The organism is Vulcanococcus sp. (assembly GCF_044369115.1).
Classification (GTDB): domain Bacteria; phylum Cyanobacteriota; class Cyanobacteriia; order PCC-6307; family Cyanobiaceae; genus Vulcanococcus.
This window is the reverse complement of the sequence record NZ_JBIPMN010000016.1, coordinates 1-21,716: the sequence shown is the minus strand read 5'-3', so window position 1 is coordinate 21,716 and position 21,716 is coordinate 1. Positions and strand designations below refer to the sequence as shown.

Sequence of the window (21,716 nt, the reverse complement as noted above, 5' to 3'; positions counted from 1 at the left end):
AATGCTGCAAATGCGAGTGCAAGTGGAGGCTTCTTCAGGAAAGCCTGCAACAGGATTAATGCGGGAGTAGGTTCCCGAGCCCAACCGGTATTGGATGCTCCGGGGAGTGTTGCTGAACCGGCTGGTGGACAGACTCTTCACCGAAAGTGTGAAGGAAGCTGATTTGGCATCGTGAACCTTCCCATAAAGCCCCCCACCGGGTGCACTGGTGTCAACCCCATCTAGAAGGATCGCCTGTTGTGCGGCGCTGCTGCTGTCATAATCGTCGCTTCCATCGGCCGTGATGTTCAACTTGGGTCCGCAACGAATCAGCACGCCGTAGTTCTGATTGTTCAGTCCCTCCCCGAGCCATTGGCCGCGTTCTGCAGTGGGAAGATTCTCTACAGAACGAACCCCATACAGCACAAGCGGTAGATCGCGGGAGAGATCTAGTGCCAGCTTGAGTTCGGTTGGTGTTAGATCGCACTGCGGTGGAATTGAGACGCCTGCAGGATTGGTGAGAATCCTTGCACTCATGGCGATTTCGGATTCGAGAAAGCTTGTGGTTCGGTTCCAGTCTTCTCGCTGACGTTGGATGCTTTCAGCCTTTGCATTGCTCTGTAGATGGGCGCGCATGGCTTCGCCAGCCACAATGGCCAGCCCAACACCCAAGGCTGCAGCAACCATCAATTCAGGAAGTGTGAAACCCCCTGGTCTCACTCGGCTTTGCCTGAGATGCCGCTTCATGGTGATCAGAAGCTATGGCTATAGCTACAGGTGGATTGACTATCGCTAGCCGATCCATTCCGTATTATCCCCAGGGGATTCACCACTTTCACGCAGCGTTCACGGCTGATATTGGGCAGCTTGAGGCGCAGTTCTACGCTATTGGCTATTGATCCATTACTGGTCACGCCATCACTGAGGCCGCGAAAGGAAAAGCGAATCGCTTGAGCTTCGGTTGGGTTTACGGAGAGCTCGATCTCTTCGCCATTGCTCACTGAGTTCTTGATCAGGATCGGGGCCTGACCTGTACAGATATTTGGTGTCGTACTGATGGGTGGAGTTGTCTTAAGTTGAATGCTTGCCGGGCTGGCTTCCAGTTGAGCGAAGTTCGGATTGATGGTTAACTGGCAGGTTCCTCCCTTCTGCATGGCAAAACGTCGCTGCTCGTCAAGCCAGCTTTGCAGAATTCTGCTTGCACTGAGTAACCGCTCTTGCCCCCAGCGCTGAGAAAAATTGGCAAAGCTGATACCCGTCAGAATGCCGACGATCGCAATGACCACCATCAACTCCACTAAAGTGAAGCCACTATTTCGGGCGCAAGAGTTTTTCATTGGGGTAGCTGGATTAATGTCCAGCGGTTTGTTCCTAAGGCTGCAAACTCTCGAATTCCAAGGGCGTATCCACTGCCAAAGCTTGTGAAGATGATGCTGCCCATGTTGTCGGGAACGCGAATATCAGCGTTGTTGGAGTTTGAACCGTTGTATTCTCGGGTCCAAACAGCTCCTTGAATATCAGGTGTTCCGCTGCCTCCGTTGATGCCAAGGCAGGCATCAGGCATAAACACAAAGATGTTGATGGTGCTTCCGCCACCGCCGATGGTGACGTTCTGCGAGCAAGTGCCGGCGGTGCTGCGTGGTTTCCCGAAGATCGCGAGTGCACTAGGGCTGCCGTTGTGGATCAGTGATGTATTTCCAGAAATGGTAATGTCGCCGTCGACATGCAACTGGATCCTGCTGCTTCCAGATGTGTTGACGGTTAAAGTCTCTGAGCCCTTCAGGGTAATGCTACTGATCTTGCAATGCGTGATGCTCTGGGTGTCGGTAAAGCATCTCCCTCCATTATCCGACCCTGCATTTAGAGTCAGTGCTCCATTGATGGCGCTTGAATTGGCTTCAGGGTTGATTGGCGCATTGCTTGGGAATTGAGCCACTGGAGGCATCGCGATTTGTCCTCCAAAGAGATTTCCGTCTACATTTCCATTGTTTTGTAGGCCCATGGCTGCGGCAAGCTGGGTTCGTGATTGATTGGGATCACATGTTGTGCACAGCACGTTCCCATTCACATCCCCAAAGATATCGTTGTTGCCCAGTGAAATCTTTTCGGCTAGCAGGCCTGGAAAGCCGCTCTGTTCTGAGGGTGTATTAACTGGTACGTTGCAGTTCTTTGGAAGAACGGATAGTTCTTGGTCTATGTATGCTGAGGCTCTGATTGCTTCATTCCCGTTTGGGTTGAGAGTCTTTTCGCCCTCTACGCGAATCCTGGCGGTGCCTCCCTGGTGTTGATCGCCAGTGAATTGGTAGCTGATCAGGCGATAGCGCCCTTTGGCTCCCGGTGCGATTCCGGAGAGTTTGCTGAGAATATTTTGGGGAGGAGCATCTGATTTCGGGCATATTGAAGTGCGAAAGATAAAGCTGCCTCCAGCCGATTTCTCCTTCCATCCGTCGCAGCTCGGCGTTCCCGTGCGACTGGTGATCAGGCAGTCTTCAATCAGTAGGTAGGGGTAGTTGCGATTGAGCTCTTTGAGGATGATTGCAGCTCCACTTTCTGCGATCTCCCTGGCTTCTCTGCTTTGTCCCTGGCGAATTGACCCTATCAAGCCCGCAAAGGTGCGGGCTGATAGGGCCATCAGGCCTGCTCCAATAATGAGGCCAACGATGATGATGAGAGGGAGGATGAAGCCGGATTCTTCTTTCATTTCCTTGTTTGATCTGCCCATTTCTCCTCCCGCTGCTTGCGTTTATGTGCAGCTAACAGTTGGAGCTGTTGGAGCTGTTCCGGTCGTGCTGGTTGCTGTTTTGATGGACCTTTTTGAGTTCGCATAGTTAACGCAGCCGGCGGCAACATATTTGTTTGCGAGATCGCCTTTGCCGGTGACTGTGCCGTTATAAATTGTTCCAGTGCCGGCCCCTATTGCCGTAACGGCGAAATCGCAGTTTGTCGAGTTGCTGTCCCCATCGGTGACTAGTGTTGCTGCTAAAGTGTCGGCGTCGGCGACAGAGCTTTGTGCTTCGGCGGCGAGTTGCGAGAGGATGGCGCCGAATTTAGTAGTGCATTCTGTGGCTTTTGCTTTTGCTGTTTGATTGAGGAAGCTTGGCAGTGCAACTGCGCTAAGAATGCCAACGATAACAATCACGATCATCAGCTCCACAAGTGTGAAGCCTTTCTGAAGCAGATTCTTTTTGCGGCTTGCTGATTGGCCCATCTGGCGCATCAGCGCTGTTTTCAGCTGAGGGCGAAGAGTGGTCGTGGTCATGGAGATGTTGCTCTGAGGCATGTGCTCAACGTATTCACTGCAGCCCTGCTGGACCAGAAGCATTGGCCGTTGATTGCCTGAGAGTTTCCTGAGAGCGGATTGGTGGTGTTCGCCGCTTCCTCTGCCTACGGTTGTGGCAGCTGATGCCTGTGGGTGCCTTCCGCTCGCCCGGCCGCTTCGATTCGCCGCCATCTGCAGGCCACAAGCTTGTTGGCCGTGCTGGCTGGTTATGTGGTGTTGTTGCTCGTGAATCGGCAGCTCTCAGCCCGTCTACGCCATGAGCGCCACGCGGCGCAGGTGCAGGAAACCACGCGTCTCTTGCAGGAGCTCCTGCCAGAGCAGACCGACACCATCGGTGAGTTGCGGCGCCACCTGGCTGATCTGGCCAGCCCCTCTTTATTGGTGTGGATGGTGTGGCTCGAGCCTGACCGCCCCGCAAGCGCTCCGGTGATCTTGCCCAGTGGCGCGGCCTTTCAGGAGTTTCACGTTGGCCATGCCCTGGTGCGTGCGGCTGATGCAGCCCTGAAGGCCGATGGGATGCCGCGAGAGTTTCGCTTCAACGGGCGCACTTACTTCACCTGCGCAATGTCGGTGCGTTTGGCCGGCCGCTCGTATCAGTTGCGCTTCCTCCAGGATTTCACACTTGAAACCGAACAGGAGCAGCTGATCAGCCTGCTCTTGGTGGCGGTAGCTGGAGCTTCGGCTCTGTTCACCTCAGCACTGCTGCGCCTTGTGATTCATCGGGGCTTGCTGCCCCTGGATCTGTTCAGCGCCACGCTCGCGAGCATCAGCACCCGCTCCCTCAGCACCGAACGGCTTTCCCTGAAGGGCCAACCCGCCGAACTGCATCCGATCGCCTATGCCTTCAACGATCTGCTGGATCGCTTGGCGAAGGCCTGGGAGCACCAGCGCACCTTTGTGAATGGCGTGTCGCATGAACTGCGCACGCCGATCACTCTGATCAGTGGCTACAGCCGCCGGTTGCTGCGCCGGGCCGAGGGCTTGAACCCAGAGCAGCGCCAGCAGTTGGAGTTAGTGGCCTCTGAGGCCGAATCGATGGGGCGCCTCGTGAACGATCTGCTCGAGATCGCTCGTGATGACGCAGGGCGTTTGCAGCTGGAGTGTTCACAGCTGGATCCCGCCACCCTGCTGGAGGAGCTGCACCGCCGTCTGCAAGACACCACCAACGGCCGCTTGCTCCTCCAGCCGCTTCCGAGCAGCTATGCCGATGTGTGCGCTGATCCCGAACGGCTGAGCCAGTGCCTCACCAACCTCGTGGAGAACGCCATTAAGTACAGCCCTGCACCGCAGCCGATTGAGCTCGCCCTCAGCAGTGATGCCGATCAGGTGGTGCTGCATGTGCGCGACCAGGGCGTAGGTGTGCCGGCCGAGGAGCGGGAGCAGATTTTTGGCCGTTTCGTGCGGGGCAGCGGCAGCGGCGACACCAGCGGCCATGGCATCGGCTTGGCCGTGGTGAAAACGCTGATGGAGCGGATGGGCGGTTCGGTGGTGGTGGGCGACGCCCCTGGCGGAGGCGCCGATTTCCAGTTGCGCTTGCCCGCTGTGTTGAGCACACCCGTGGAGGAGCGCTTTAGCCGCAGCCCAAGCCTGCGGCGGTGGTTCAGCCCTGGTTGAGCCAGTGCTCCAGTTGCTCCAACGCTTCTGTTTTCAGGAGCGTGGCGGCTGCGCCGGCGGCTTGGGCGGTGGCCTGCACCTGCGGATCGCATAACGCCGTTACCACCACCACGCGCCCGCTGAATTGGCGTTCCCGCAGCCCCAGCAGGGTGGCTTCGCCGTTGAGGCCGGGCATCATCCAATCGAGCAGCACCAGCTGCACATCGTTCAGCTGGGCAGTAGTCAGTAAGTCGTTGCCGTCGCGGCAGCGCAGCACCTCGGCCCCGAGGTCTTCGAGCTCCGCCGCCAGGAGGTCGCGGATGCGGGCGTCATCGTCGACAACGGCCACCAGGGGAGGGCTCATTGGGGTGGCTCCTTGATGGCACCGGCCTTAACTAGGAAGCCCACGCCGCGCACCGTTTGGATCAAGGTGGGCTGGCCGGGGGATTCGAGCTTGCGGCGCAGGTAGCGCACATACACGTCGAGCACGTTGGCGTCCCCCACAAAGTCCTCGCCCCATACCTGCTCGAGGAGGCTCTGGCGGCTCTGCACCCGCCCCGCCTCCGCCATCAGGCAGCGGAGCAACTGAAATTCCGTGTGGCTCAGGTGCACCGCCACCCCGCCGCGGCTCACCTCATGGCTGGCCAGGTTGAGCTGGAGATCCTCGAGTTCGAGCAGGTCGCTCTGTTCCTTGGTGGGGCCAGCAGCGCCATTGCTGCGCCGTGCGAGGGCCCGCAGCCTGGCTAGGAGTTCTTCGATCGAAAACGGCTTCACCAGGTAGTCGTCGGCGCCGGCATCGAGGGCTTCCACTCGATCCTTCACCGCATCGCGGCCGGTGAGCATCAGCACCGGCACCTGCACCCCGGTGGAACGCAGCCGCTGGCACACCTCCACGCCGCTGAGATCGGGCAGCATCCAATCGAGCACCAGTAGATCGGGCGGCTCCTGGCGGATCTGCATGAGGGCGCCGATGCCATCGCCGCAGCTACGCACCGCGTAGCCCTCTTCGCCCAGCTCCAGCTCCAGGAGCTGGCGCAGCCGCGCATCGTCATCGGCCAGGAGCACGCTGGTGGCTTGGCCGCCGGCGCGGATCGATGCCATGGTGTGCCGCAATGGCTCCCCCTGTCTTACCCACATCTGCGGCATCGCGCTTGCTGAGTTGGCGGCCCCGCAACCTCGCGGCGCGGATGGCCCGCTGGGGGGTGGTGATTGTGATCGTCTACCTGCTGATCGCCCTGCTCACGCCGCTGTTCACCCACCTGGGTGTGCTTCCCGATGTGAACGCCGGCCTCGAGAACCCCATCTATGCGCCGCCCTCCTGGCAGCACTGGTGCGGCACCGATCGCCTGGGCCGGGATGTGTGCAGCCGCACCCTCGCCGGCAGTGGTGTGGCCCTGCAGGTGGTGGCGATTGCCTTGGTGTCGGCGCTGGTGATCGGCGTGCCGCTGGGCATGGTGAGCGGTTACCTGGGCGGTTGGCTTGATCGCTGCCTGGTGCTGTTGATGGACACGCTCTACACACTCCCGGTGCTGTTGCTCTCGGTGGTGCTCGCCTTCCTGCTGGGTAAGGGCTTGCCCAATGCAGCCGCTGCGCTGTGCGTTGTGTACGTGCCCCAATATTTCCGCGTGGTGCGCAACCAAACCGCCCAGGTGAAGGCGGAGCTGTTTGTGGAAGCGGCCCGCTCGCTCGGGGCCGGGCCCATCTGGATCCTGCGCCGCTACCTGTTCCGCAATGTGATCACTTCGGTGCCGGTGCTGCTCACCCTCAACGCCGCCGATGCGGTGCTCGTGCTCGGTGGTCTTGGCTTCCTAGGCCTCGGCTTGCCCGAAACCGTGCCCGAATGGGGCAGTGATCTGCAGCAGGCCCTCAGCGCTCTGCCCACCGGCATCTGGTGGACCGCCCTTTATCCCGGGGTGGCCATGTTTGTGCTTGTGCTGGGGCTCTCGTTTCTGGGCGAAGGCCTCGAGAGCTGGCTCAGCGGGAGCGGCGCCAGCGGGCGTTCGCAGAGCTGAGCGTCAGGCGCTGATCACCTCAAGAGCCTCAGCGCCACCCTTCACTGGATGGGCGCTGACGCGACCATCCAGCGTGGCCAGGCGTCCACCGTGATGAATAGCCAGAGCCAGGAGATAGGTATCGGTGATCTGGGCAGGGTCCAGCAACGCCAAGGGCTCGACATGGGCCAGCGACAACAGGCTGGGGCTGGATTCCCAGAACTGGTGCTGCGGATGCATCACGAGCGCTTGGAGAATCCTGCTCACCACCGCAGTTGAACCGGGCGAATTCGGGTAGCGGGCATTGCCCAGGATGCGCAGTACCCCGTTCTGAGTGATCGCACAGCTCGCCCAAGGGGCTGAACCCCGAGTGCTGAACCAGTGGTGACAGAGCTCGTGATGCACGTGGAGTGGATCCACCAGGGCGATCAGCACATTCACATCGAGCAGCGTCACGGTGCTCACGTCAGTCGTCGCGCAGGCTGTTCACCAGTTGGAGATCCACGGGGGCTCCACTCGGGCGGACCGGCAGCAAGGGAAATCCGTTGCGCTCTGATGTCTGAACACATCCCTTGGCTTGTTGCGCGGCACGGATGGCTTCCCGCGCCAACGCGCTGATCACGCTCCCGATCGGTCGCTTCTGTTGCCTGGCGAGCACCTTGGCTGCTTCCAGGACGTCGTCGTCGAGAGTGAGCGTGGTGCGCATCTGATGCTCAGCATCAAGCATCAACACCTAGGAGTGGTCGCCTAATACCGCAGCTTCAGGGTGCGGGGCAGCTGCTCCGCGATTTCGCCCTCTTCCGTGAGGGGCGGGTAAGGGCGCCCCTGGCGCCGGCACCAATCGGCCACCTGGGGGTAGGCCCATTCGAATAACAGCTTGCGGTAGCTCTCTTCCCCGCCGGGTACGCCTTCGCCATGGCTGGGCACCAGCCCGGCCTGCTCGCGCTGGCGCAGCGCTTCAAACAGCAAGGTGGCAGCCGCCACGCTCACGTTGAGGCTCTGCACCATGCCGGTCATCGGGATGAACAGCGGCTGATCCACCATCGCCAGCGCCTCCTCGCTCATCCCCCATTTCTCGGCGCCCATCAGGAAGCAGCTGGGGCCGGTGAAGTCGCAGTCGCGGTAGTGGCGGTTTTGTTGAAGGTGCGCGGCCGCCCCGGCAGGCTCACCACATGGGCCTCGAGCACCCCTACCGCATCACAGGTGCGCAGGATCGCCGAGAGGTTGTGGGGTTTGTCCACCGCCTCCAGCACCACCGTGAGATCACCCATGCGGCGGTTGAGCACGGTCTGCAGGCGCTCAAAGCGGCGGGGCAGCAGGGGCATCGGTGCTGGCGGGCTGCCTCCATCGTCCTGGATCGCCGGCCAGCCTCGATAGCGTCGGGGGGTGGATCCAAGCTTCGACGCGCGAGTGCGGCAGGTGGTGGCCCAGATCCCAGCGGGCCAGCTCGCCACCTATGGCCAGATCGCCGACCTGATCGGCGCCTATGGCTGTGCCCGCCAGGTGGGCTGGGCGCTGCGCCGCCTCGCCCTGCCCTCGGAGGTGCCCTGGCATCGGGTGGTGAATGCCCGGGGCCGCATCAGCATGAGCCTCAGCCGTGAGGGCTCCGACTGGATGCAGCGGGAGCTGCTGCTGGCCGAAGGCATCCCGGTGGATGCGCAGGGGCGGCTGCCGCTGAGCCGTTATCGCTGGCTCCCGCTCCTCGGTGCCGAAGCCCCGAGATAGCCCCAGCGCTGGAACGTGCTCTGGAGGTTTTGATCGCTGCGAAAAGCCTGGAAGTAGATCGCTTCCGGTGCCAGATCGGCACCATTGGGCCAGGCGATGGTCCCGAGCTCAGGGTTGAGCTCGAACTCTTGAAAGCGATCGGCAGACCGCAAGGGAGCGAGCAAAGGCCCTTGCAGCAGCTCTCGGAGATCGGCGATGCCGCTGCGTCCATTGTTGAAGCCAACGCTGATGCGAGTTCCACCGAGGTGGACAACCGTGCTCAGCTTCAAAACAGGCGTCATTCCAGAGGCGCGATGGGGTGCAGAGGCTTCTGGGCCAGGCAGCGTTGCCAATCCTCCTGCAACTCCTGGAGGTGCAAGCTTCTCCATTCAAGAACCAATCGCAAGGCTCGAGGCGGGAACGCTCCATGCACCTGCCCAGAATCAATCTCCACCAGCACCTCCGCATCGCCAATCGCGCGTGAAAGTGGGCTGGTTGGTGATCGGCGTAGAACATCACGATGGTGATGCCCAGGAAGCGGCTGATGATCGGCATGGCCTTGGTGGGGGCTGTTTAAGCAGTGCCACCGCTGTTTCGCTCGCTCCCGCCGGGCGCTAGTTGTGGAGCAACGTCTGACGCGCTGCCCTGTTGAGCTCGACCCCCACCGCTGCAACGGCCGCTGAACCCAAGGGCCTAGCGCCGCGGCGGTTGGCCTGGCAGGTGCTGCAAGCGGTGGCCGCTGGGGCCTATGCCGATGGTGCGCTGGAGCGGGAGCTGGGGCGCACATCGCTGTCGTCGTCCGATCGTGGCTTGGCCACGGAATTGGCCTATGGCGCGATTCGGCAGCGGCGTCTTTTAGATGCCTGGCTCGATCAACTGGGCAAGGTGCCCGCTGAGCGCCAGCCACCCAAGCTGCGCTGGCTGCTGCACATTGGCCTGTATCAACTGCTGGCCAGCGATCGGGTGCCGCCGTCAGCGGCGGTAAGCACCACGGTGGAACTGGCGAAGCGGGGTGGCTTGGGGCGCTTAGCCCCCGTGGCCAACGGATTGCTGCGTGCCTTCCTGCGCCGCCGCGAGGCTGGCGACACACTGCCGCTCACTCCCGCCCAAGCTGCTGATCCAGCCATGGCTTTAGGGGTGAGGCAGTCGCTGCCGCCTTGGCTGGCGGCGGAGTTGCTGGGGTGGCTGCCGGCAGAGCGGGCCGAAGCCTTTGGCCAAGCCTGCAACACCCCACCCAGCCTGGATCTGCGCGTGAATGGCCTGCGCAGCAACCCAACGGAGGTTTGCGCGGCTCTGGCTGCGGCTGGGGTGGAGGCATCTCCCATCGAAGGTCTGCCAGCGGGCCTCACCCTGTCTGGCCGCAGCGGTGATCTCAGCCGCTTGCCGGGTTTTGTGGAGGGGCATTGGTGCGTGCAAGACCGTGCTGCGCAGCGCATCGCGCCGCTGCTCGATCCCCAGCCGGGTGAACGCATCCTGGATGCCTGCGCAGCACCCGGCGGCAAGAGCACGCACCTCGCCGAATTAATGGGAGATCAGGGGCTTGTGTTGGCGCTGGATCGCGGAGAGGCCCGCTTGCGGCGGGTGACCCGCAATGCCGAGAGGCTGGGGTTGCAGAGCATTGCCGTGCAGCACGGTGATGCCACGGCCTTGGCTCAGCAGCAGCCAGAGCTGCTGGCCAGCTTTGATCGGATCCTGGTGGATGCGCCCTGTTCAGGGTTGGGCACGCTGGCGCGCCACGCCGATGCTCGTTGGCGGATTGATCCGGCTGCCATCGATGAGCTGGTGGTTCTGCAACGTGAGCTGCTCGATGGCTTGCTGCCATTGCTCAAGCCGCAGGGACGCCTGGTGTATGCCACCTGCACCGTGCACCCGCGCGAAAACAACCAGTTGATCCAGGCTGTGTTGGCTGAGTACCCCCAGCTGCAGCTGCAACAGAGCTGGCAGCTCTGGCCGGGTGAGGTGGCCGGAGCGGGGGATGGCTTTTACGCCGCCCTGTTGCAACAACAGGGCTGAGCAGAGCGATCAGGGCAGAGGTGGCGGGGCTGCGGGCGGTGCCGCTGGTGTAAGTGGTGGCGGCGGTGCTGGCGGAGCTGGTGCGGCAGCGGGGGCTGCGGCAGGCGCTGCAGGGCTGGGCGTGGCGGGCGTGCCCTCGGGAATAACCGGTTGAACTGGGCCGTCTGGGTTGGCTGCAGGCGGGAGAGGCGTATCAGGAGTGGCGGCTGGAGCTGCTACCTCGGGCTTGGGCTTTGGTTTGAGGGCTTTCAGCGGATCGAATTTGCCGGCCAGTTGGGGTTTGGGCGGGAAGGGGCGCACGGGCAGATCCTTGAGGATCGGGCCCATGTAGTCGGCCCAGGCCACCACGGCCACGGCGCTGGTGCTCTTGGTTTCCTTGTTGTTGTCGTAGCCGAGCCACAGGCCCGTCACGAGTTGAGGCACGCCGCCGATGAACCAGAGGTCGCGGCCACCTTCGGAGGTGCCGGTTTTGCCGGCAGCCGGACGATCCGGTGGCACGGCGCCATAGCCGGTGCCGCCCTTCACCACCTGCTGCAGCATCCAGAGCATGGCGTCAGCGATGTCGCTGGGCACGGCGCGGCGACCTCGATCGCCATCCACGCGGCGGCTCCAGAGCAGTTCACCATTGGGGCCAAGGATTTCCTCAAACGGTGTGGGCGTGACGTACACACCGCGGTTGAAGATCGCGGCGTAAGCGGCGGTCATGTCGAGCACGGTCTGCTCGGTGGCGCCCACGGCCAACGGATAGAACCGTCCCAGCTCTCGTGTGATGCCAAGGCTCTTGGCGGTGGCGATCACCTTGTCGAAGCCAACCTGTTTGAGCAGGCTCACTGAAATGGTGTTCAGCGATTGCTGCAGCGCAACCCATAGCGGCACCACGCCTCGGTATTTGTTGCCGAAGTTGCGGGGGCAGTAGCCGCCGAAGCACTGCGGTTTATCGGTCACCTTGTCTTCGGGCTTCATCCCCTCCTTGAGGGCGGCCAGATACACGAACAACTTGAAGGTGGAGCCCGGTGAGCGCAGCGCCTGGGCAGCTCGGTTGAACTGACTCTTGTCGAAATCCTTGCCACCCACCATCGAACGCACCAGGCCTGTGCCCGGTTCCATCGACACCACAGCCCCTTCCATGGCACCGGGGGCGTGCTTGTTGATCGTGGCCTGAGCACGCTCCTGCCAGGCCAGGTTGAGGCTGCTGCGGATCGTGAGGCCGCCCACCTCGAGATCTTCGGGGCTGAGCACCTTGGGCAGTTCCTGCGCCACCCAGCTTGTGAAGTAGGGCGCCCGGCTGGTCCAGTACTTGGGCTCCGCCGGTTTGAGCAACAGCGGTGCCGCATTGGCACTCTGCAGCTGCAGATCATCAATGAAGCCCGCTTCTCGCATGCGCCGCAGCACGGTGGCCCGCCGCTCCAGGGCCAGATCGGGGTTCACCAGCGGTGAATACACCGAGGGGGCCGGTGGCAGACCGGCAATCAGTGCCGCCTCAGGCAGGGTGAGCTCTGCTGGCGTTTTGGAGAAGTAGATCCACGCAGCATCCGAAACGCCATAGGCGCTCGAGCCCAGATACACGAAGTTCAGGTATTGCTCGAGGATCTGCTGTTTGCTGAGCTGGCGCTCCAGCTTTCCGGCCAGCAGCGCTTCCTTCAGTTTCCGGATGATCGTGCGGTCCTGGCTCAGGAACACCGTGCGCGCCAGCTGCTGCGTGATTGTGCTGGCGCCTTCCTCCACGGCGCCGCGGCGCACATTGCGCAGCAGCGCTCGGCTGATGCCTACCGGATCGATGCCGTCGTGCTCGTAGAAGCGGCGATCTTCCGCAGCGATGAAGGCCCGCTGCACCAGCAGTGGCATCTGGCCGCTGATCAGCTTCTCGCGGGTGGCGGGGCCAAGCTTCTGGATCACCTGCCCATCAGCTGAGAGCACCGTGACAGTGCCGGGGCGGTTGTAGCTGCTCACCCGCTGCACATTGGGAAGCAGCGCATCCAGGCCCTGCCCCAACAGGTTCTGGCCTATGGCAACGGCCACACCTGCGCCGGCGCCAATCAGGCCGGCACGCAGCAGCGGGCGACGGCGCCTGGCCGTCACATCAGCACCAGATCGCTATGGCCGATGGCCAGAGCGGTGACCAACATCCCCAGCACCAGGAAGGGCTGTGCGCTGGCTTGGTATTTCACATCAAAGGCAACAGGATCGCGCAGCAGCCAGATGTCCTGGAAGGTGATCTGAGGAATGATCAACAGCACCAGCAGCACGGCAGCAAAATGCTGCCCGATGGCGATCAGTACGGCCACCATCGCCAGCTGAAACACATCGATCATCCCGGCACTGATCCAGCTGGCTTTCTCGATGCCGAAGGCCACGGGAAGAGATTGCAGACCAAGAGCTCGGTCGCCTTCAACGCTTTTGAAGTCGTTCACCACAGCGATGCCAAGTCCAGCCAGCGAATAGGCGAGGGTGAGCAGGGCTGTGGTCCAGGTGAGCTGCCCGAAGAGAGCCTGGCCGGCCCACCAGGGAAGGGCGATGTAACTGGCGCCCAGGGCGTAATTGCCCAGCCAGCCGTTTTGCTTGAGTTTGAGCGGCGGCGCTGAGTAGATGAAGCTCACAAAGGAGCCACCCAGGGCCAGCAGGAACAACACGGGAGTGGCGTGGCCGGCCCACAGGTCGAGGCCATAGGCCACACCCAAGCCGGCGAGCAGCAACACCCAGATCTGCGCCTTCACTTGCCAAAGGGGAATCGCTCCGGAGGGAATCGGCCGGTAGGGCTCGTTGATCGCGTCGATGTCGCGGTCGTAGTAGTCGTTGATCGTTTGCGTGTAGCCGGCCAGCAGAGGTCCGCTCATCAGCATGCAAGCGATCGAGGCTCCCACTTCGCTGAAGGTCCAGTGGAAGTTGCCCGATGCAGCGGCACCGCAGAGCACACCCCAGATCAGCGGGATCCAGGTGACCGGCTTCATCAGCTGCAGCCGAATCTTCCAGATGTTGGAGGTGCCGCTGGCACCTTTCATGCCCAGCAGCTGGCGTGCACCCGCACCGCTGCTGGCGGTGGGGTTGGGGGAGTTGGGGGTGGAGTCGCTCGTGGTTTCGCTCACAGGGGCTGACGGATCAGGCAGCGGTGATCTCGTCGTCGAAGAACCAGGTGGTGGTGCCATTGGCCAGCTCCACCACCACGCCGATGCCCTTGCCGTCGGTCACTTTGAAGTCCTTCACCGTGCCGGTGGCATCGGCCTGGAGGGCGGCCACGAGATCAGCGGGGATGCGGTCGCGCACCCGGGTGACCCGCACCTTCGAGCCGATGGTGATGGCAGCCTGGGACATGTCCGGCGCGACGCAAAAGTGGCGCCAGGTTAGCCCCTGTCCTGCGGCCATCTGGCCGTCAGCCCTTCCCCTGCCGCCATGGTTGCCAAACGGATCATTCCCTGTCTCGACGTGGCTGAGGGCCGGGTGGTGAAGGGGGTGAACTTCGTGGGCCTGCGCGATGCCGGCGATCCCGTGGAGCTGGCCTGCGGTTACAGCGCCTCCGGGGCTGATGAACTGGTGTTTCTCGATATCGCGGCGTCCCACCAGGGCCGCGCCACGCTGGTGGAGTTGGTGCGCCGCACCGCCGAAGCGGTGACGATCCCCTTCACCGTGGGTGGCGGGATCAGCACGGTGGAAGGGATCACCGAGTTGCTGCGCGCCGGAGCCGACAAGGTGAGCCTTAACTCCTCGGCGGTGCGCGATCCCGAGCTCGTGGCCCGGGGGGCGGAGCGCTTTGGTTGCCAGTGCATCGTGGTGGCCATCGATGCCCGCCGCCGGGAGGGTGGTTGGGATGTGTATGTGAAGGGTGGCCGCGAGAACACCGGCCTCGATGCGGTGGCGTGGGCCCGGCGGGTGGTGGCTCTGGGCGCGGGCGAGATCCTGCTCACTTCCATGGATGGAGATGGCACCCAGGCGGGCTATGAGCTCAACCTCACCCGCGCGGTGGCTGATGCGGTGGACGTGCCCGTGATCGCCAGCGGCGGTGCCGGCTGCATCGATCACATCGCCGAAGCCCTCGATGCCGGCCCCCAAGGGGGCCATGCCTCCGCGGCCTTGCTCGCTTCATTGCTGCATGACGGCGTGCTCACCGTGGAGGACATCAAAACGGATCTGCTCGGTCGGGGCTTCAACATCCGCCCGCTCGCGTAGGTCTGTTACGCGCCGTTACATTTGTCTCAGATTCGCTCGTTGGCGCGTTCGTGCAGGCCCTGGTTCAGACCCACTCCTCAATGCTGGCCATCGTGCTGGTGCTGGCCGTTGTGGCCATGGTGGCCTGGGCGCTGCAGCTGATGCAGGCGGCCTCCGATCGCAAGGAGTTTTCGCTGATGCTGGCGGGCTGCATGGTCTGTTCTGCGGCGGTCGGCTTGGCGGCGGTGATGGTGATGAGCTTCACCAGCGCACACCGCGTCGAGGCCCAGCTCCAGGCCGGAGGTGTCAGTCTCGATGCGATCTCCCTGCCCTGGGATGCCAGCTTCGATTCAACCCGGCGATCCTGAGCAGGTTCGCGATCTGTTTGATCGCATTGCTCCCGCTTACGACAGCCTCAACGACCTCCTCAGCCTGGGTCTCCACCGCATCTGGAAGCGGCAGGCCGTGGCCTGGCTGGAACCGCGGCCTGGTGAGCGCTTGCTCGATCTCTGTTGCGGTACAGGGGATCTGGCTCTGCTGCTGGCGGAGAAGGTGCGCCCCGGCGGGCTGGTGCTGGGCTTGGATGCCGCTGCTGCCCCGCTAGAGCGAGCCCGGCAGCGGGCGCGTTGCCAGCCCTGGCTGCCTGTGGAATTCAGGCAGGGCGATGCGGCGGCCACCGGCCTGGCCGATGGCTGGGCCGATGGCGCGGTAATGGCCTATGGCCTGCGCAACCTGCCGGATCCGGCCGAGGGCCTGCAGGAGCTGCACCGTCTGCTGCGCCCCGGCGGCCGGGCTGCGGTGCTGGATTTCAACCGCCCCGCCGATGCCCAGGGGACGGCGGCGGCCTTTCAGCGTTTTTATCTGCGCCGCCTGGTGGTGCCCTTGGCCCGGCAGGCCGGCCTGGAGGAGCAGTACGCCTATCTCGAGCGCAGCCTGGAGCGGTTCCCCACGGGTTCCGAGCAGCAGGAGCTGGCGCGCGCCGCCGGTTTCAGCCAGGCCCGCCATTGCCTGCTGGCTAGCGGCCAGATGGGGCTGCTGGAGTTAATCGCCTGAGCCTGTCTGTTTGAGAGGCCTGGCCTGAAAGCCGAGTTCCAGCGCGGCAGCCACAAAGCGGGCGTCGAGGCTGCACAGCGTCGCGTTGCGTCCAGCGGCCACAGCCAGATGCAGGGCGTCTGCGGCCCGCAGGGCTGTGGGCCAGCCCCGCAGGCAGGCGTTGGCGTTGCGGAAATCCTGAGCTTCCAGCTCAAGCACGAGCAGGGCTGGTGCCAGGGTGTGCTCGAAACAGTTCAGGACCCTCTCGGCCTCCGCGTGTGACAGCGCTCCGGTGCGCACTTTCAGGCCCAGCGCCGAGAGGAATTCAGTGGTGGTCCAGGAGCTGATGGCCAGCACGTCGCTGGTCTGAGCCAGGAAGGCTGCCGCAGCCGTGCTGTCGGCCTCGGGTGTGAGCGCCGCGAGCAGGACGCACGTGTCGACATAGAGCATCAGGACCGCGCGGTATCGCGCAGGTCGCGAATGGTCTCTGCGGCGCCGGTTGTCTGGTGAGGCAGGGAACTGCGCAGGGCCTCAAGTTCCGGCAGAAGGTCGCGAACGGCGCGCTTCGGTACGAGTTCGGCGATGGGTTTGCCACGTCGGGTGATCACCACGGATTCGCCCTCTGCCACGGCGTCGAGCAGGCTCGACAGGTGCGCCTTGGCTTCCGCCACGGAAACCTGTGCCATGGCAATGACCATCTGAATGACCAGATTTTAGTTGCCTGGGCGATTCGGCGCCGTGCGGGGAAGGTCGACGGCTTAACTGAGTCGCAGGCGTTGGGGCTCGGCCCCCTGCAGATCCAGGCATCCGGCGGACCATGCATTTTCAGGACATCATCAGCACTCTCAACCGCTTCTGGGCCGAGCGGGGTTGCCTGATCCTGCAGCCCTACGACACCGAAAAGGGCGCCGGCACGATGAGCCCCCACACGGTGCTGCGGGCGATTGGTCCTGAGCCGTGGGCGGTGGCGTATCCGGAGCCGTGTCGGCGTCCCACCGATGGTCGTTACGGCGACAACCCCAACCGGGCGCAGCACTACTTCCAGTACCAGGTGCTGATCAAGCCCAGCCCCGACGGCATCCAGGAGACCTACCTTGCTTCGCTCGAGGCCCTGGGCATCAAGGCGGCCGACCACGACATCCGCTTCGTGGAGGACAACTGGGAATCCCCCACCCTCGGTGCCTGGGGCGTGGGCTGGGAGGTGTGGCTCGATGGCATGGAGGTCACCCAGTTCACCTACTTCCAGCAGTGCGGCGGCATTGACTGCCGGCCTGTATCAATCGAGATCACCTATGGCCTCGAGCGCCTCGCCATGTATCTCCAGGATGTGGAGAGCATCTGGGATCTCTCCTGGGATGGCAACCGCTCCTACGGCGACATCTGGCTGCCGTTCGAGAAGGGGCAGTGCACCTACAACTTCGAGGCCTCCAACCCTGAGCGCCTCAAGCAGCTGTTCGCCATCTACGAAGCCGAAGCCGCGGATCTGGTAGCCAAGCAGCTGCCTGCTCCTGCGCTCGATTTCGTGCTCAAGTGCAGCCACACCTTCAATCTGCTGGAAGCCCGCGGTGTGATCTCGGTGACCGAGCGCACCGCCACCATTGGCCGTATCCGCAACCTTGCGCGGCAGGTGGCCGAAGCCTGGCTGGCGGAGCGGGAAGCGCTTGGCTTCCCGCTGCTGACTACTGCTTGACAGTGTTGATCAGGTGCTCAAGTGGAACCTTGAAATGGATGAATCCGTTGGGTTTTCGATCAATCTCAACAAGCACATCTTCTGGAACACGGATGCCGTGTGTTGCTAGAATCTCCTTGTAGTTTTTGATGAACTCGCTGCCTGATACGCCCAGAGCCGGGCATCTTTTCAGGCGCTCGTTTTGCATGCGCATGTCTCCGAGAGATCCTGCCTTGTTTGTTGTTTCGCAGGGTATGGATGCTTGGAACCAGTATGAGCCGTCTAATTTGTAGACAGCTACATCAATATCATTGGGTACGCCCACTATCTCCGACATCGCGGCGCGGGGGTCTCTCAGAAAACGCTCTAAGTCCTCTGGGGTTCCCTTTAGCCAAGGGCTAAAGAACTCTTGCAGTGAGAACCCCATGACGTGTTCTTAATGTTTCCAATTGAGGTCTTGTCCTGTCATGGCACCGGCACCGCCGGACCGTCGAGGGTGTTACTGCATAGATCCAGCGCAATCCGCTGGCCTACCGAGCCTGGGGTGGGCGTTTCCCAGCCCTGCCAGCGTCCATCGATCCGCCAATTCTGGCGCAGGCTGGTGCATTGCACGGCAACGGCCGTGGCGGCTGACCCCCGCAAGCCCAGATCGCTGATCGAGGGCCTCACCAGGGTGATCCGCACGCCGCCGGGATGGAGTTTCCAGCCCGACCAATCCACGGCGGTGGTGTTGAACCATTTCCAGCGGGCTAGCCCCGAGCGCTCCCGCCACTCGAGTTCGGCGCGGTCGCGGCGCTCGGCCGGGCTGAGCAGTAGCGCGGCGGCGGCCTCCGCACTGCTGCCCTCAGGCGGTGGTAGTGCCATGGCATCGGCAGGGGCGCTGCTGCGTTTGGTGGCAGCGCGCGCGTCGGGCAGTTTGAGCACCTCCCCCACCTGCAGCAGCGTTGGATCTCGGATGCCGTTGAGGTCGATCAACGCCTGGAGATCCACGCGGTAGCGCAGGGCTAACTGCTCGAGCGTGTCGCCTTCCACCACCGTGATGGTGCGCGTTTGGCCCCAAACGGGTGGGATCCCGATCAGAACAACGGCTGATGCCAGAGCCAGGACGCGATGCCGTCGCTGCATGGCCAATGGAATCTCGGCTGAACCCTAAGGGAACACTCCCAGCAGTGCTGTTGCTGATCGGACCATGGGCGCCCTGGGGCTGGGAGTGCTGCTGCTGGCGCTGGCCATCGGTGTGTTGCCGCTGGGTGGGCCGCTCCAGCTGGGGCTGCTGGGAGCTCTGTTCCTTGCCTTGTTTCTCGGTTTGCGGCGTCGGCCGCGGCTGCTGGTGCTGTTGGCGCTGCTGCTGCCCCTTTGTTGTGCGCGAGGCCTGATTGCCCAACCCCATCCGAGCCCCGCAGACCCATTGCATCGCATTCCGGCGGGGGTGCAGCAGCAGACCGTGCTGCTCACGGCCCAGCTGTTGGAAGATCCGCGCCCGGATCCTGCCGGCCAGCGCTGCAGCGCCCTGGCCCGGCTGCCCGGTGGCCGCAGTGAGCTGCAGTTCAGCCCGTGCCCGAATCTTCGTCAGGGTTGGCGGCTGGAGCTGGAGGGCACGCTGCGCAGGCTCTCGGCCGCGCCCCATCCCCTGCTGTCAGGTCCTGCTGAGCGCCTGCAGCGCCACGAGGCGTGGACCGCGCTTCAGGTGCAGCGCTGGCAACTGCTGGAGCGCCCCCCTACGCCCGTGGCCGACCTGCGCCGCCGGATGGCGGCTGCTCTGCTGCAAACGGGCGGCGAGCAGGCCGGAGGGGTGCTGTCGGCCCTGGTGCTTGGCAGTGCGGTGACCCCGTTGCCTCCGGAAGTGCGAGAGGCCTTTCGTGCCGCTGGTTTGTCGCATGCCCTTGCGGCCAGTGGTTTTCATCTGAGCGTGCTGCTGGGGGCGGTGCTGCTGGTGGCTCGGCCGCTGCCAGCGCCGTTGCGCTGGGGCATGGCGCTTGCGGCGATGGCCAGCTTTTTGCTGTTGGCTGGCGCCCAACCCTCTGTGGTGAGGGCGGTGTTGATGGGGGCGTTGGCTTTCGCCTTGCAGGAGGGCGGCCGGCGCAGTCGTCCCTCGGCAGTGCTGTTGCTGTGTCTGCTGGTGATGCTTCTGCTACGGCCGGCTTGGTTGCTGGATGTGGGCTTTCAGCTCAGTGCCGCCGCCACGGCCGGTTTGATCCTCAGCGCCAGGCCCCTGGAGCAGCAGTTGCGGCGCCATGCGCCGGCTTGGGCCGCTGCGGCGGCCGCGGTGCCAGTTGCTGCGTCCCTCTGGACCATTCCCTTGCAGCTGCTGCATTTCGGTGTGCTCCCCGTCTACGCGGTACCTGCCAATCTGCTGGTCGCCCCGCTGCTCACCCCTCTCACCCTGGGCGCGATGGTGATGGCGGTGTTGGCTTTGATCTGCCCGCCGCTGATGGGCGTGGTGGCTTGGGTGCTGGTGCCTCTGGCGCAGCTGCTCGTGTGGCTGGTGCGGCAGTTGGCGGCTTTGCCGCTGGCCCAGTGCCAACTGGGGCGCTTGTCTCCTTGGTTGGCGCTCGCCCTGGCCCTGGCGCTCCTGCCGTGGTTGGTGCCGCAGCTCAGACGCTGGCGGCTATGGGCGGTGCTGCTGTTGGGTGGAGTGGCAGCCCTGCAGTTGCAGCTGCTTCGGGCCGATCAACTGCTGCTCGTGGAAGACGGCAGCCGGCAGTGGTTGCTCGCGCGCCACGCCGGCCGGGCGGCCCTGATCAGTCGCCGCGCTGATGGCTTCAGCTGCCGCCGGGCCGCTCAGTTGGCCCAGGGCTTGGGCGTGCAGCGCTTCGATTGGGTGTTGTCGCTGGATCCCCTGCCACCCGAGCAGCCGGAGTGCTGGGCTTTGCTCACCCCCACCCTGCTGGCTGGGCAGAACGGCAGTCCGCCGATGGCTGCAGGTCAGCGCCTGCTCAGCCCAGGTCTGGCGGTGGAGGCCGTGTCGGACACCAGCCAGGCTCTGCTGCTGGCTGCGGGCCGGTTGCGCTGGGGTCTGCTTCCCGATCGCCAGGCCTGGTGGAGCTGGCGCGAGCAGCCTGGTCGCGGGGTGGATGGGCTGTGGCTGGGCTTTCGGCCACGCCCCAGTGAGCAGGCTGCGTTGCCGCCCCTACCGCCAGACCGGCTCTGGTGGCCGGCTGCCGGTTCAGCCAGCGGATGGCGCCAGGCTTGAGCTGGCACCCTGGTCTCTACACTGCATCGGTCGCCTGGAGAGGTGGCTGAGTGGTCGAAAGCGAACGACTCGAAATCGTTTGAAGGGCAACCTTCCGTGGGTTCGAATCCCACCCTCTCCGTATTCAGAAGGTCCCGCGAAGACCACCTAAGTTCCACTTCCCTTGCGGCAGTGGGACTTTCGCTTTATGGGTCGTCCTGGTTTGTTCGCCAAAAAACGGGGGTGTCCGAGCGGTGTGTTGTTGGATGTGCTGTTGGATAAAATGCGTGTTGTTGGATTGCTGAGATGCCCCTCTCTGACTCGCAAGTTCGTGCCCTGAAGGCGGGCGAGCGCAGACAGAGCAAATCTGTCGGGGATTCCCTGATTTTGGTGATTGAGTCCGTTGCCAGAGGCGGCGGCAAGTCCTTTGAAGGGCGGATGCGCTTCCCGCCAGGACGAGCGGGCAAGCAGGTGCCTGTGCGGATTGGTCCCTATGGGAAGGGGTTGGGTAAGTGGTCCCTGAAGGAGGCACGGGAAGAGTGGGACCGCATCAGGGCGTGGTCGAAGCAGACGGGACTCGACCCCAGGGACCTCAAGCGTCAGGAGCAGAAGGCAAGCATCCAACAACACGCAGGACCAACCCTGGAGCAGGCGGCGGAATCCTTCCTGGATCGCTCAGATACTCGTGAGCGCACCAAGGCGGGGTATCGGAACATGCTCTGGAATCAGGTGCCCCCGGTTTCAGGAAAGTTGTCACCCTTGTGATCAGTACACCCGGGGGCTTGAGGACATGACCAATGCGTCGTTACAGCGAGGCCGTTAAAGCTGATGTGAGGAGGCGGATGAGTCCACCTCACAGGCAGAGCGTGGCTCAGATTTCAGCAGAGCTGGGCATTCACATCGTCACCCTCTACAACTGGAGGAAGGCTTGGCGGTTGCAGGGAGAGGTGGTGCCGGCATCCGAGAAAGACCCTGATGGTTGGAGTGCGGCTGACAAGTTCACAGTGGTGCTCGAGACCGCTGGGTTGAACGCGACTGAGCTCAGCGCCTACTGCAGGGAGAGGGGCCTGTTCCCCGAGCAGGTGGAGCGTTGGCGGCAGGCCGCGCAGGATGCCAACGAGAAGCCAGTGCTGACCTTGAAAG

28 protein-coding genes, 1 tRNA gene and 2 pseudogenes are annotated in these 21,716 nt (G+C 63.3%); 12 read left to right on the top strand and 19 right to left on the bottom strand.

The genetic code is table 11. From position 1 onward, the window contains the following. The 4 genes from ACIQ2E_RS02245 to ACIQ2E_RS02230 all read right to left on the bottom strand — a co-directional run. Nucleotides 1-666 (bottom strand): hypothetical protein (locus tag ACIQ2E_RS02245; RefSeq protein ID WP_398325540.1); only part of this gene is annotated, 666 nt, incomplete at its 3' end. 65 nt (nucleotides 667-731) lie between these two features. Further along, nucleotides 732-1,316: a Tfp pilus assembly protein FimT/FimU gene (locus tag ACIQ2E_RS02240; RefSeq protein WP_398325537.1), complete on the bottom strand. Its 585-nt coding sequence runs from the start codon at nucleotides 1,314-1,316 to the stop codon at nucleotides 732-734. Further along, entirely contained in the window at nucleotides 1,313-2,680 is a 1,368-nt protein-coding gene (locus ACIQ2E_RS02235; RefSeq protein ID WP_398325534.1) for a hypothetical protein, read from the bottom strand. Before ACIQ2E_RS02235 ends, ACIQ2E_RS02240 begins: the two co-directional genes overlap by 4 nt. Nucleotides 2,681-2,722: 42 nt before the next feature. Beyond that, nucleotides 2,723-3,238 (bottom strand): prepilin-type N-terminal cleavage/methylation domain-containing protein, encoded by a 516-nt coding sequence (locus ACIQ2E_RS02230; RefSeq protein ID WP_398325531.1) that lies wholly within the window; start codon nucleotides 3,236-3,238, stop codon nucleotides 2,723-2,725. A gap of 153 nt (nucleotides 3,239-3,391) precedes the next feature. Here ACIQ2E_RS02230 and ACIQ2E_RS02225 point away from each other — a divergent pair, with 153 nt between their 5' ends. Beyond that, entirely contained in the window at nucleotides 3,392-4,873 is a 1,482-nt protein-coding gene (locus ACIQ2E_RS02225; RefSeq protein WP_398325529.1) for an ATP-binding protein, read from the top strand. On the opposite strand, the gene ACIQ2E_RS02220 is transcribed toward ACIQ2E_RS02225, so the two are convergent. Both ACIQ2E_RS02220 and ACIQ2E_RS02215 read right to left on the bottom strand, forming a co-directional pair. Next, a complete protein-coding gene (locus ACIQ2E_RS02220; protein WP_398325526.1) occupies nucleotides 4,860-5,216 on the bottom strand; it encodes a response regulator transcription factor in 357 nt (118 codons plus the stop codon). The two genes, ACIQ2E_RS02225 and ACIQ2E_RS02220, sit on opposite strands and share 14 nt — an antisense overlap. Continuing rightward, nucleotides 5,213-5,953, bottom strand: coding sequence for a response regulator transcription factor (locus ACIQ2E_RS02215; RefSeq protein ID WP_398325523.1), 741 nt, complete (start codon nucleotides 5,951-5,953; stop codon nucleotides 5,213-5,215). The genes ACIQ2E_RS02220 and ACIQ2E_RS02215 overlap by 4 nt, the downstream gene beginning before the upstream one ends. 86 nt (nucleotides 5,954-6,039) lie before the next feature. Between ACIQ2E_RS02215 and ACIQ2E_RS02210 the strand changes: the two genes are divergently transcribed. Continuing rightward, a complete protein-coding gene (locus ACIQ2E_RS02210; protein ID WP_398325546.1) occupies nucleotides 6,040-6,864 on the top strand; it encodes an ABC transporter permease in 825 nt (274 codons plus the stop codon). Between the two features lie 3 nt (nucleotides 6,865-6,867). On the opposite strand, the gene ACIQ2E_RS02205 is transcribed toward ACIQ2E_RS02210, so the two are convergent. The 4 genes and pseudogenes from ACIQ2E_RS02205 to ACIQ2E_RS02190 form a co-directional block, all read right to left on the bottom strand. Next, complete coding sequence (locus ACIQ2E_RS02205; protein ID WP_398325520.1) at nucleotides 6,868-7,299, bottom strand: TA system VapC family ribonuclease toxin; 432 nt, start codon at nucleotides 7,297-7,299, stop codon at nucleotides 6,868-6,870. A 10-nt stretch (nucleotides 7,300-7,309) separates the two neighbouring features. Further along, nucleotides 7,310-7,549, bottom strand: coding sequence for a CopG family transcriptional regulator (locus ACIQ2E_RS02200; protein ID WP_398325517.1), 240 nt, complete (start codon nucleotides 7,547-7,549; stop codon nucleotides 7,310-7,312). A 41-nt stretch (nucleotides 7,550-7,590) separates the two neighbouring features. Then, entirely contained in the window at nucleotides 7,591-7,851 is a 261-nt protein-coding gene (locus ACIQ2E_RS02195; protein ID WP_398325543.1) for a hypothetical protein, read from the bottom strand. Between the two features lie 15 nt (nucleotides 7,852-7,866). Then, nucleotides 7,867-8,114: pseudogene (locus ACIQ2E_RS02190) on the bottom strand (RNA methyltransferase); the annotation flags it as partial. 115 nt (nucleotides 8,115-8,229) lie between these two features. On the opposite strand from ACIQ2E_RS02190, the gene ACIQ2E_RS02185 reads away from it, so the two are divergent. Next, nucleotides 8,230-8,568 carry an MGMT family protein gene (locus ACIQ2E_RS02185; protein ID WP_398325514.1) on the top strand — a complete coding sequence of 113 codons (339 nt, stop codon included), beginning with the start codon at nucleotides 8,230-8,232 and terminating at the stop codon, nucleotides 8,566-8,568. On the opposite strand, the gene ACIQ2E_RS02180 is transcribed toward ACIQ2E_RS02185, so the two are convergent. Together ACIQ2E_RS02180 and ACIQ2E_RS02175 are read right to left on the bottom strand one after the other, a co-directional pair. Continuing rightward, nucleotides 8,526-8,849, bottom strand: coding sequence for a DUF2442 domain-containing protein (locus ACIQ2E_RS02180; RefSeq protein WP_398325511.1), 324 nt, complete (start codon nucleotides 8,847-8,849; stop codon nucleotides 8,526-8,528). The two genes, ACIQ2E_RS02185 and ACIQ2E_RS02180, sit on opposite strands and share 43 nt — an antisense overlap. Then, on the bottom strand, nucleotides 8,846-9,007 hold the full coding sequence (locus ACIQ2E_RS02175) for a DUF4160 domain-containing protein (protein WP_398325509.1): 162 nt from the start codon (nucleotides 9,005-9,007) through the stop codon (nucleotides 8,846-8,848). Before ACIQ2E_RS02175 ends, ACIQ2E_RS02180 begins: the two co-directional genes overlap by 4 nt. Before the next feature lie 188 nt (nucleotides 9,008-9,195). Between ACIQ2E_RS02175 and ACIQ2E_RS02170 the strand changes: the two genes are divergently transcribed. Next, a complete protein-coding gene (locus ACIQ2E_RS02170) occupies nucleotides 9,196-10,560 on the top strand; it encodes a 16S rRNA (cytosine(967)-C(5))-methyltransferase (protein ID WP_398325506.1) in 1,365 nt (454 codons plus the stop codon). A 9-nt stretch (nucleotides 10,561-10,569) separates the two neighbouring features. Here ACIQ2E_RS02170 and ACIQ2E_RS02165 read toward each other — a convergent pair whose 3' ends face one another. Genes ACIQ2E_RS02165 through ACIQ2E_RS02155 form a run of 3 tightly spaced genes read right to left on the bottom strand, consistent with a single transcriptional unit; the run spans nucleotide 10,570 to nucleotide 13,869 of the window. Further along, nucleotides 10,570-12,639 carry a transglycosylase domain-containing protein gene (locus tag ACIQ2E_RS02165; RefSeq protein WP_398325503.1) on the bottom strand — a complete coding sequence of 690 codons (2,070 nt, stop codon included), beginning with the start codon at nucleotides 12,637-12,639 and terminating at the stop codon, nucleotides 10,570-10,572. Beyond that, the gene (chlG, locus tag ACIQ2E_RS02160; RefSeq protein ID WP_398325500.1) at nucleotides 12,636-13,643 is read right to left on the bottom strand and encodes a chlorophyll synthase ChlG; all 1,008 of its coding nucleotides are present in this window, start codon (nucleotides 13,641-13,643) and stop codon (nucleotides 12,636-12,638) included. Before chlG ends, ACIQ2E_RS02165 begins: the two co-directional genes overlap by 4 nt. 13 nt (nucleotides 13,644-13,656) lie before the next feature. Then, nucleotides 13,657-13,869 carry a DUF2862 domain-containing protein gene (locus ACIQ2E_RS02155; protein ID WP_296368922.1) on the bottom strand — a complete coding sequence of 71 codons (213 nt, stop codon included), beginning with the start codon at nucleotides 13,867-13,869 and terminating at the stop codon, nucleotides 13,657-13,659. A 78-nt stretch (nucleotides 13,870-13,947) separates the two neighbouring features. Here ACIQ2E_RS02155 and hisF point away from each other — a divergent pair, with 78 nt between their 5' ends. The 3 genes from hisF to ubiE are packed head-to-tail and all read left to right on the top strand — an operon-like array spanning nucleotide 13,948 to nucleotide 15,753. After that, complete coding sequence (gene hisF, locus ACIQ2E_RS02150) at nucleotides 13,948-14,721, top strand: imidazole glycerol phosphate synthase subunit HisF (RefSeq protein ID WP_398325497.1); 774 nt, start codon at nucleotides 13,948-13,950, stop codon at nucleotides 14,719-14,721. A gap of 50 nt (nucleotides 14,722-14,771) precedes the next feature. After that, entirely contained in the window at nucleotides 14,772-15,068 is a 297-nt protein-coding gene (locus ACIQ2E_RS02145; protein ID WP_398325495.1) for a hypothetical protein, read from the top strand. Beyond that, the gene (gene ubiE, locus ACIQ2E_RS02140) at nucleotides 15,037-15,753 is read left to right on the top strand and encodes a bifunctional demethylmenaquinone methyltransferase/2-methoxy-6-polyprenyl-1,4-benzoquinol methylase UbiE (RefSeq protein WP_398325493.1); all 717 of its coding nucleotides are present in this window, start codon (nucleotides 15,037-15,039) and stop codon (nucleotides 15,751-15,753) included. The genes ACIQ2E_RS02145 and ubiE overlap by 32 nt, the downstream gene beginning before the upstream one ends. Here the strand turns inward: ubiE and ACIQ2E_RS02135 are convergent. Next, nucleotides 15,742-16,182 carry a type II toxin-antitoxin system VapC family toxin gene (locus ACIQ2E_RS02135; RefSeq protein ID WP_398325491.1) on the bottom strand — a complete coding sequence of 147 codons (441 nt, stop codon included), beginning with the start codon at nucleotides 16,180-16,182 and terminating at the stop codon, nucleotides 15,742-15,744. The genes ubiE and ACIQ2E_RS02135 overlap by 12 nt on opposite strands. Continuing rightward, complete coding sequence (locus tag ACIQ2E_RS02130) at nucleotides 16,182-16,418, bottom strand: type II toxin-antitoxin system Phd/YefM family antitoxin (protein WP_398325488.1); 237 nt, start codon at nucleotides 16,416-16,418, stop codon at nucleotides 16,182-16,184. The genes ACIQ2E_RS02135 and ACIQ2E_RS02130 overlap by 1 nt, the downstream gene beginning before the upstream one ends. 131 nt (nucleotides 16,419-16,549) lie before the next feature. Here ACIQ2E_RS02130 and glyQ point away from each other — a divergent pair, with 131 nt between their 5' ends. Beyond that, nucleotides 16,550-17,422, top strand: coding sequence for a glycine--tRNA ligase subunit alpha (gene glyQ, locus ACIQ2E_RS02125; protein WP_398325485.1), 873 nt, complete (start codon nucleotides 16,550-16,552; stop codon nucleotides 17,420-17,422). Here glyQ and ACIQ2E_RS02120 read toward each other — a convergent pair. Continuing rightward, a complete protein-coding gene (locus ACIQ2E_RS02120; RefSeq protein ID WP_398325482.1) occupies nucleotides 17,412-17,828 on the bottom strand; it encodes a hypothetical protein in 417 nt (138 codons plus the stop codon). The genes glyQ and ACIQ2E_RS02120 overlap by 11 nt on opposite strands. Before the next feature lie 38 nt (nucleotides 17,829-17,866). After that, complete coding sequence (locus ACIQ2E_RS02115; RefSeq protein WP_398325479.1) at nucleotides 17,867-18,526, bottom strand: LysM peptidoglycan-binding domain-containing protein; 660 nt, start codon at nucleotides 18,524-18,526, stop codon at nucleotides 17,867-17,869. A gap of 64 nt (nucleotides 18,527-18,590) precedes the next feature. On the opposite strand from ACIQ2E_RS02115, the gene ACIQ2E_RS02110 reads away from it, so the two are divergent. From ACIQ2E_RS02110 to ACIQ2E_RS02095, 4 genes and pseudogenes are all read left to right on the top strand, one after another. Then, on the top strand, nucleotides 18,591-20,594 hold the full coding sequence (locus ACIQ2E_RS02110) for a ComEC/Rec2 family competence protein (RefSeq protein WP_398325476.1): 2,004 nt from the start codon (nucleotides 18,591-18,593) through the stop codon (nucleotides 20,592-20,594). 36 nt (nucleotides 20,595-20,630) lie between these two features. After that, nucleotides 20,631-20,715: transfer RNA gene (locus ACIQ2E_RS02105), tRNA-Ser, on the top strand. A 164-nt stretch (nucleotides 20,716-20,879) separates the two neighbouring features. Continuing rightward, a complete protein-coding gene (locus ACIQ2E_RS02100) occupies nucleotides 20,880-21,338 on the top strand; it encodes an Arm DNA-binding domain-containing protein (RefSeq protein WP_398325473.1) in 459 nt (152 codons plus the stop codon). Between the two features lie 77 nt (nucleotides 21,339-21,415). Then, nucleotides 21,416-21,716 (top strand): annotated as a pseudogene (locus ACIQ2E_RS02095) (IS3 family transposase); the annotation flags it as partial.

What these genes read in the sequence shown, in the direction of transcription:
- ACIQ2E_RS02240 (WP_398325537.1), bottom strand. Translation starts at nt 1,316, where the DNA reads ATGAAAAACTCTTGCGCCCGAAATAGTGGCTTCACTTTAGTGGAGTTG.
- ACIQ2E_RS02235 (WP_398325534.1), bottom strand. Translation starts at nt 2,680, where the DNA reads ATGAAAGAAGAATCCGGCTTCATCCTCCCTCTCATCATCATCGTTGGC.
- ACIQ2E_RS02230 (WP_398325531.1), bottom strand. Translation starts at nt 3,238, where the DNA reads ATGACCACGACCACTCTTCGCCCTCAGCTGAAAACAGCGCTGATGCGC.
- ACIQ2E_RS02220 (WP_398325526.1), bottom strand. Translation starts at nt 5,216, where the DNA reads ATGAGCCCTCCCCTGGTGGCCGTTGTCGACGATGACGCCCGCATCCGC.
- ACIQ2E_RS02215 (WP_398325523.1), bottom strand. Translation starts at nt 5,953, where the DNA reads ATGGCATCGATCCGCGCCGGCGGCCAAGCCACCAGCGTGCTCCTGGCC.
- ACIQ2E_RS02210 (WP_398325546.1), top strand. Translation starts at nt 6,040, where the DNA reads ATGGCCCGCTGGGGGGTGGTGATTGTGATCGTCTACCTGCTGATCGCC.
- ACIQ2E_RS02200 (WP_398325517.1), bottom strand. Translation starts at nt 7,549, where the DNA reads ATGCGCACCACGCTCACTCTCGACGACGACGTCCTGGAAGCAGCCAAG.
- ACIQ2E_RS02195 (WP_398325543.1), bottom strand. Translation starts at nt 7,851, where the DNA reads ATGGTGCAGAGCCTCAACGTGAGCGTGGCGGCTGCCACCTTGCTGTTT.
- ACIQ2E_RS02180 (WP_398325511.1), bottom strand. Translation starts at nt 8,849, where the DNA reads ATGACGCCTGTTTTGAAGCTGAGCACGGTTGTCCACCTCGGTGGAACT.
- ACIQ2E_RS02155 (WP_296368922.1), bottom strand. Translation starts at nt 13,869, where the DNA reads ATGTCCCAGGCTGCCATCACCATCGGCTCGAAGGTGCGGGTCACCCGG.
- hisF (WP_398325497.1), top strand. Translation starts at nt 13,948, where the DNA reads ATGGTTGCCAAACGGATCATTCCCTGTCTCGACGTGGCTGAGGGCCGG.
- ubiE (WP_398325493.1), top strand. Translation starts at nt 15,037, where the DNA reads ATGCCAGCTTCGATTCAACCCGGCGATCCTGAGCAGGTTCGCGATCTG.
- ACIQ2E_RS02135 (WP_398325491.1), bottom strand. Translation starts at nt 16,182, where the DNA reads ATGCTCTATGTCGACACGTGCGTCCTGCTCGCGGCGCTCACACCCGAG.
- ACIQ2E_RS02130 (WP_398325488.1), bottom strand. Translation starts at nt 16,418, where the DNA reads ATGGCACAGGTTTCCGTGGCGGAAGCCAAGGCGCACCTGTCGAGCCTG.
- glyQ (WP_398325485.1), top strand. Translation starts at nt 16,550, where the DNA reads ATGCATTTTCAGGACATCATCAGCACTCTCAACCGCTTCTGGGCCGAG.
- ACIQ2E_RS02120 (WP_398325482.1), bottom strand. Translation starts at nt 17,828, where the DNA reads ATGGGGTTCTCACTGCAAGAGTTCTTTAGCCCTTGGCTAAAGGGAACC.
- ACIQ2E_RS02115 (WP_398325479.1), bottom strand. Translation starts at nt 18,526, where the DNA reads ATGCAGCGACGGCATCGCGTCCTGGCTCTGGCATCAGCCGTTGTTCTG.
- ACIQ2E_RS02110 (WP_398325476.1), top strand. Translation starts at nt 18,591, where the DNA reads ATGGGCGCCCTGGGGCTGGGAGTGCTGCTGCTGGCGCTGGCCATCGGT.
- ACIQ2E_RS02100 (WP_398325473.1), top strand. Translation starts at nt 20,880, where the DNA reads ATGCCCCTCTCTGACTCGCAAGTTCGTGCCCTGAAGGCGGGCGAGCGC.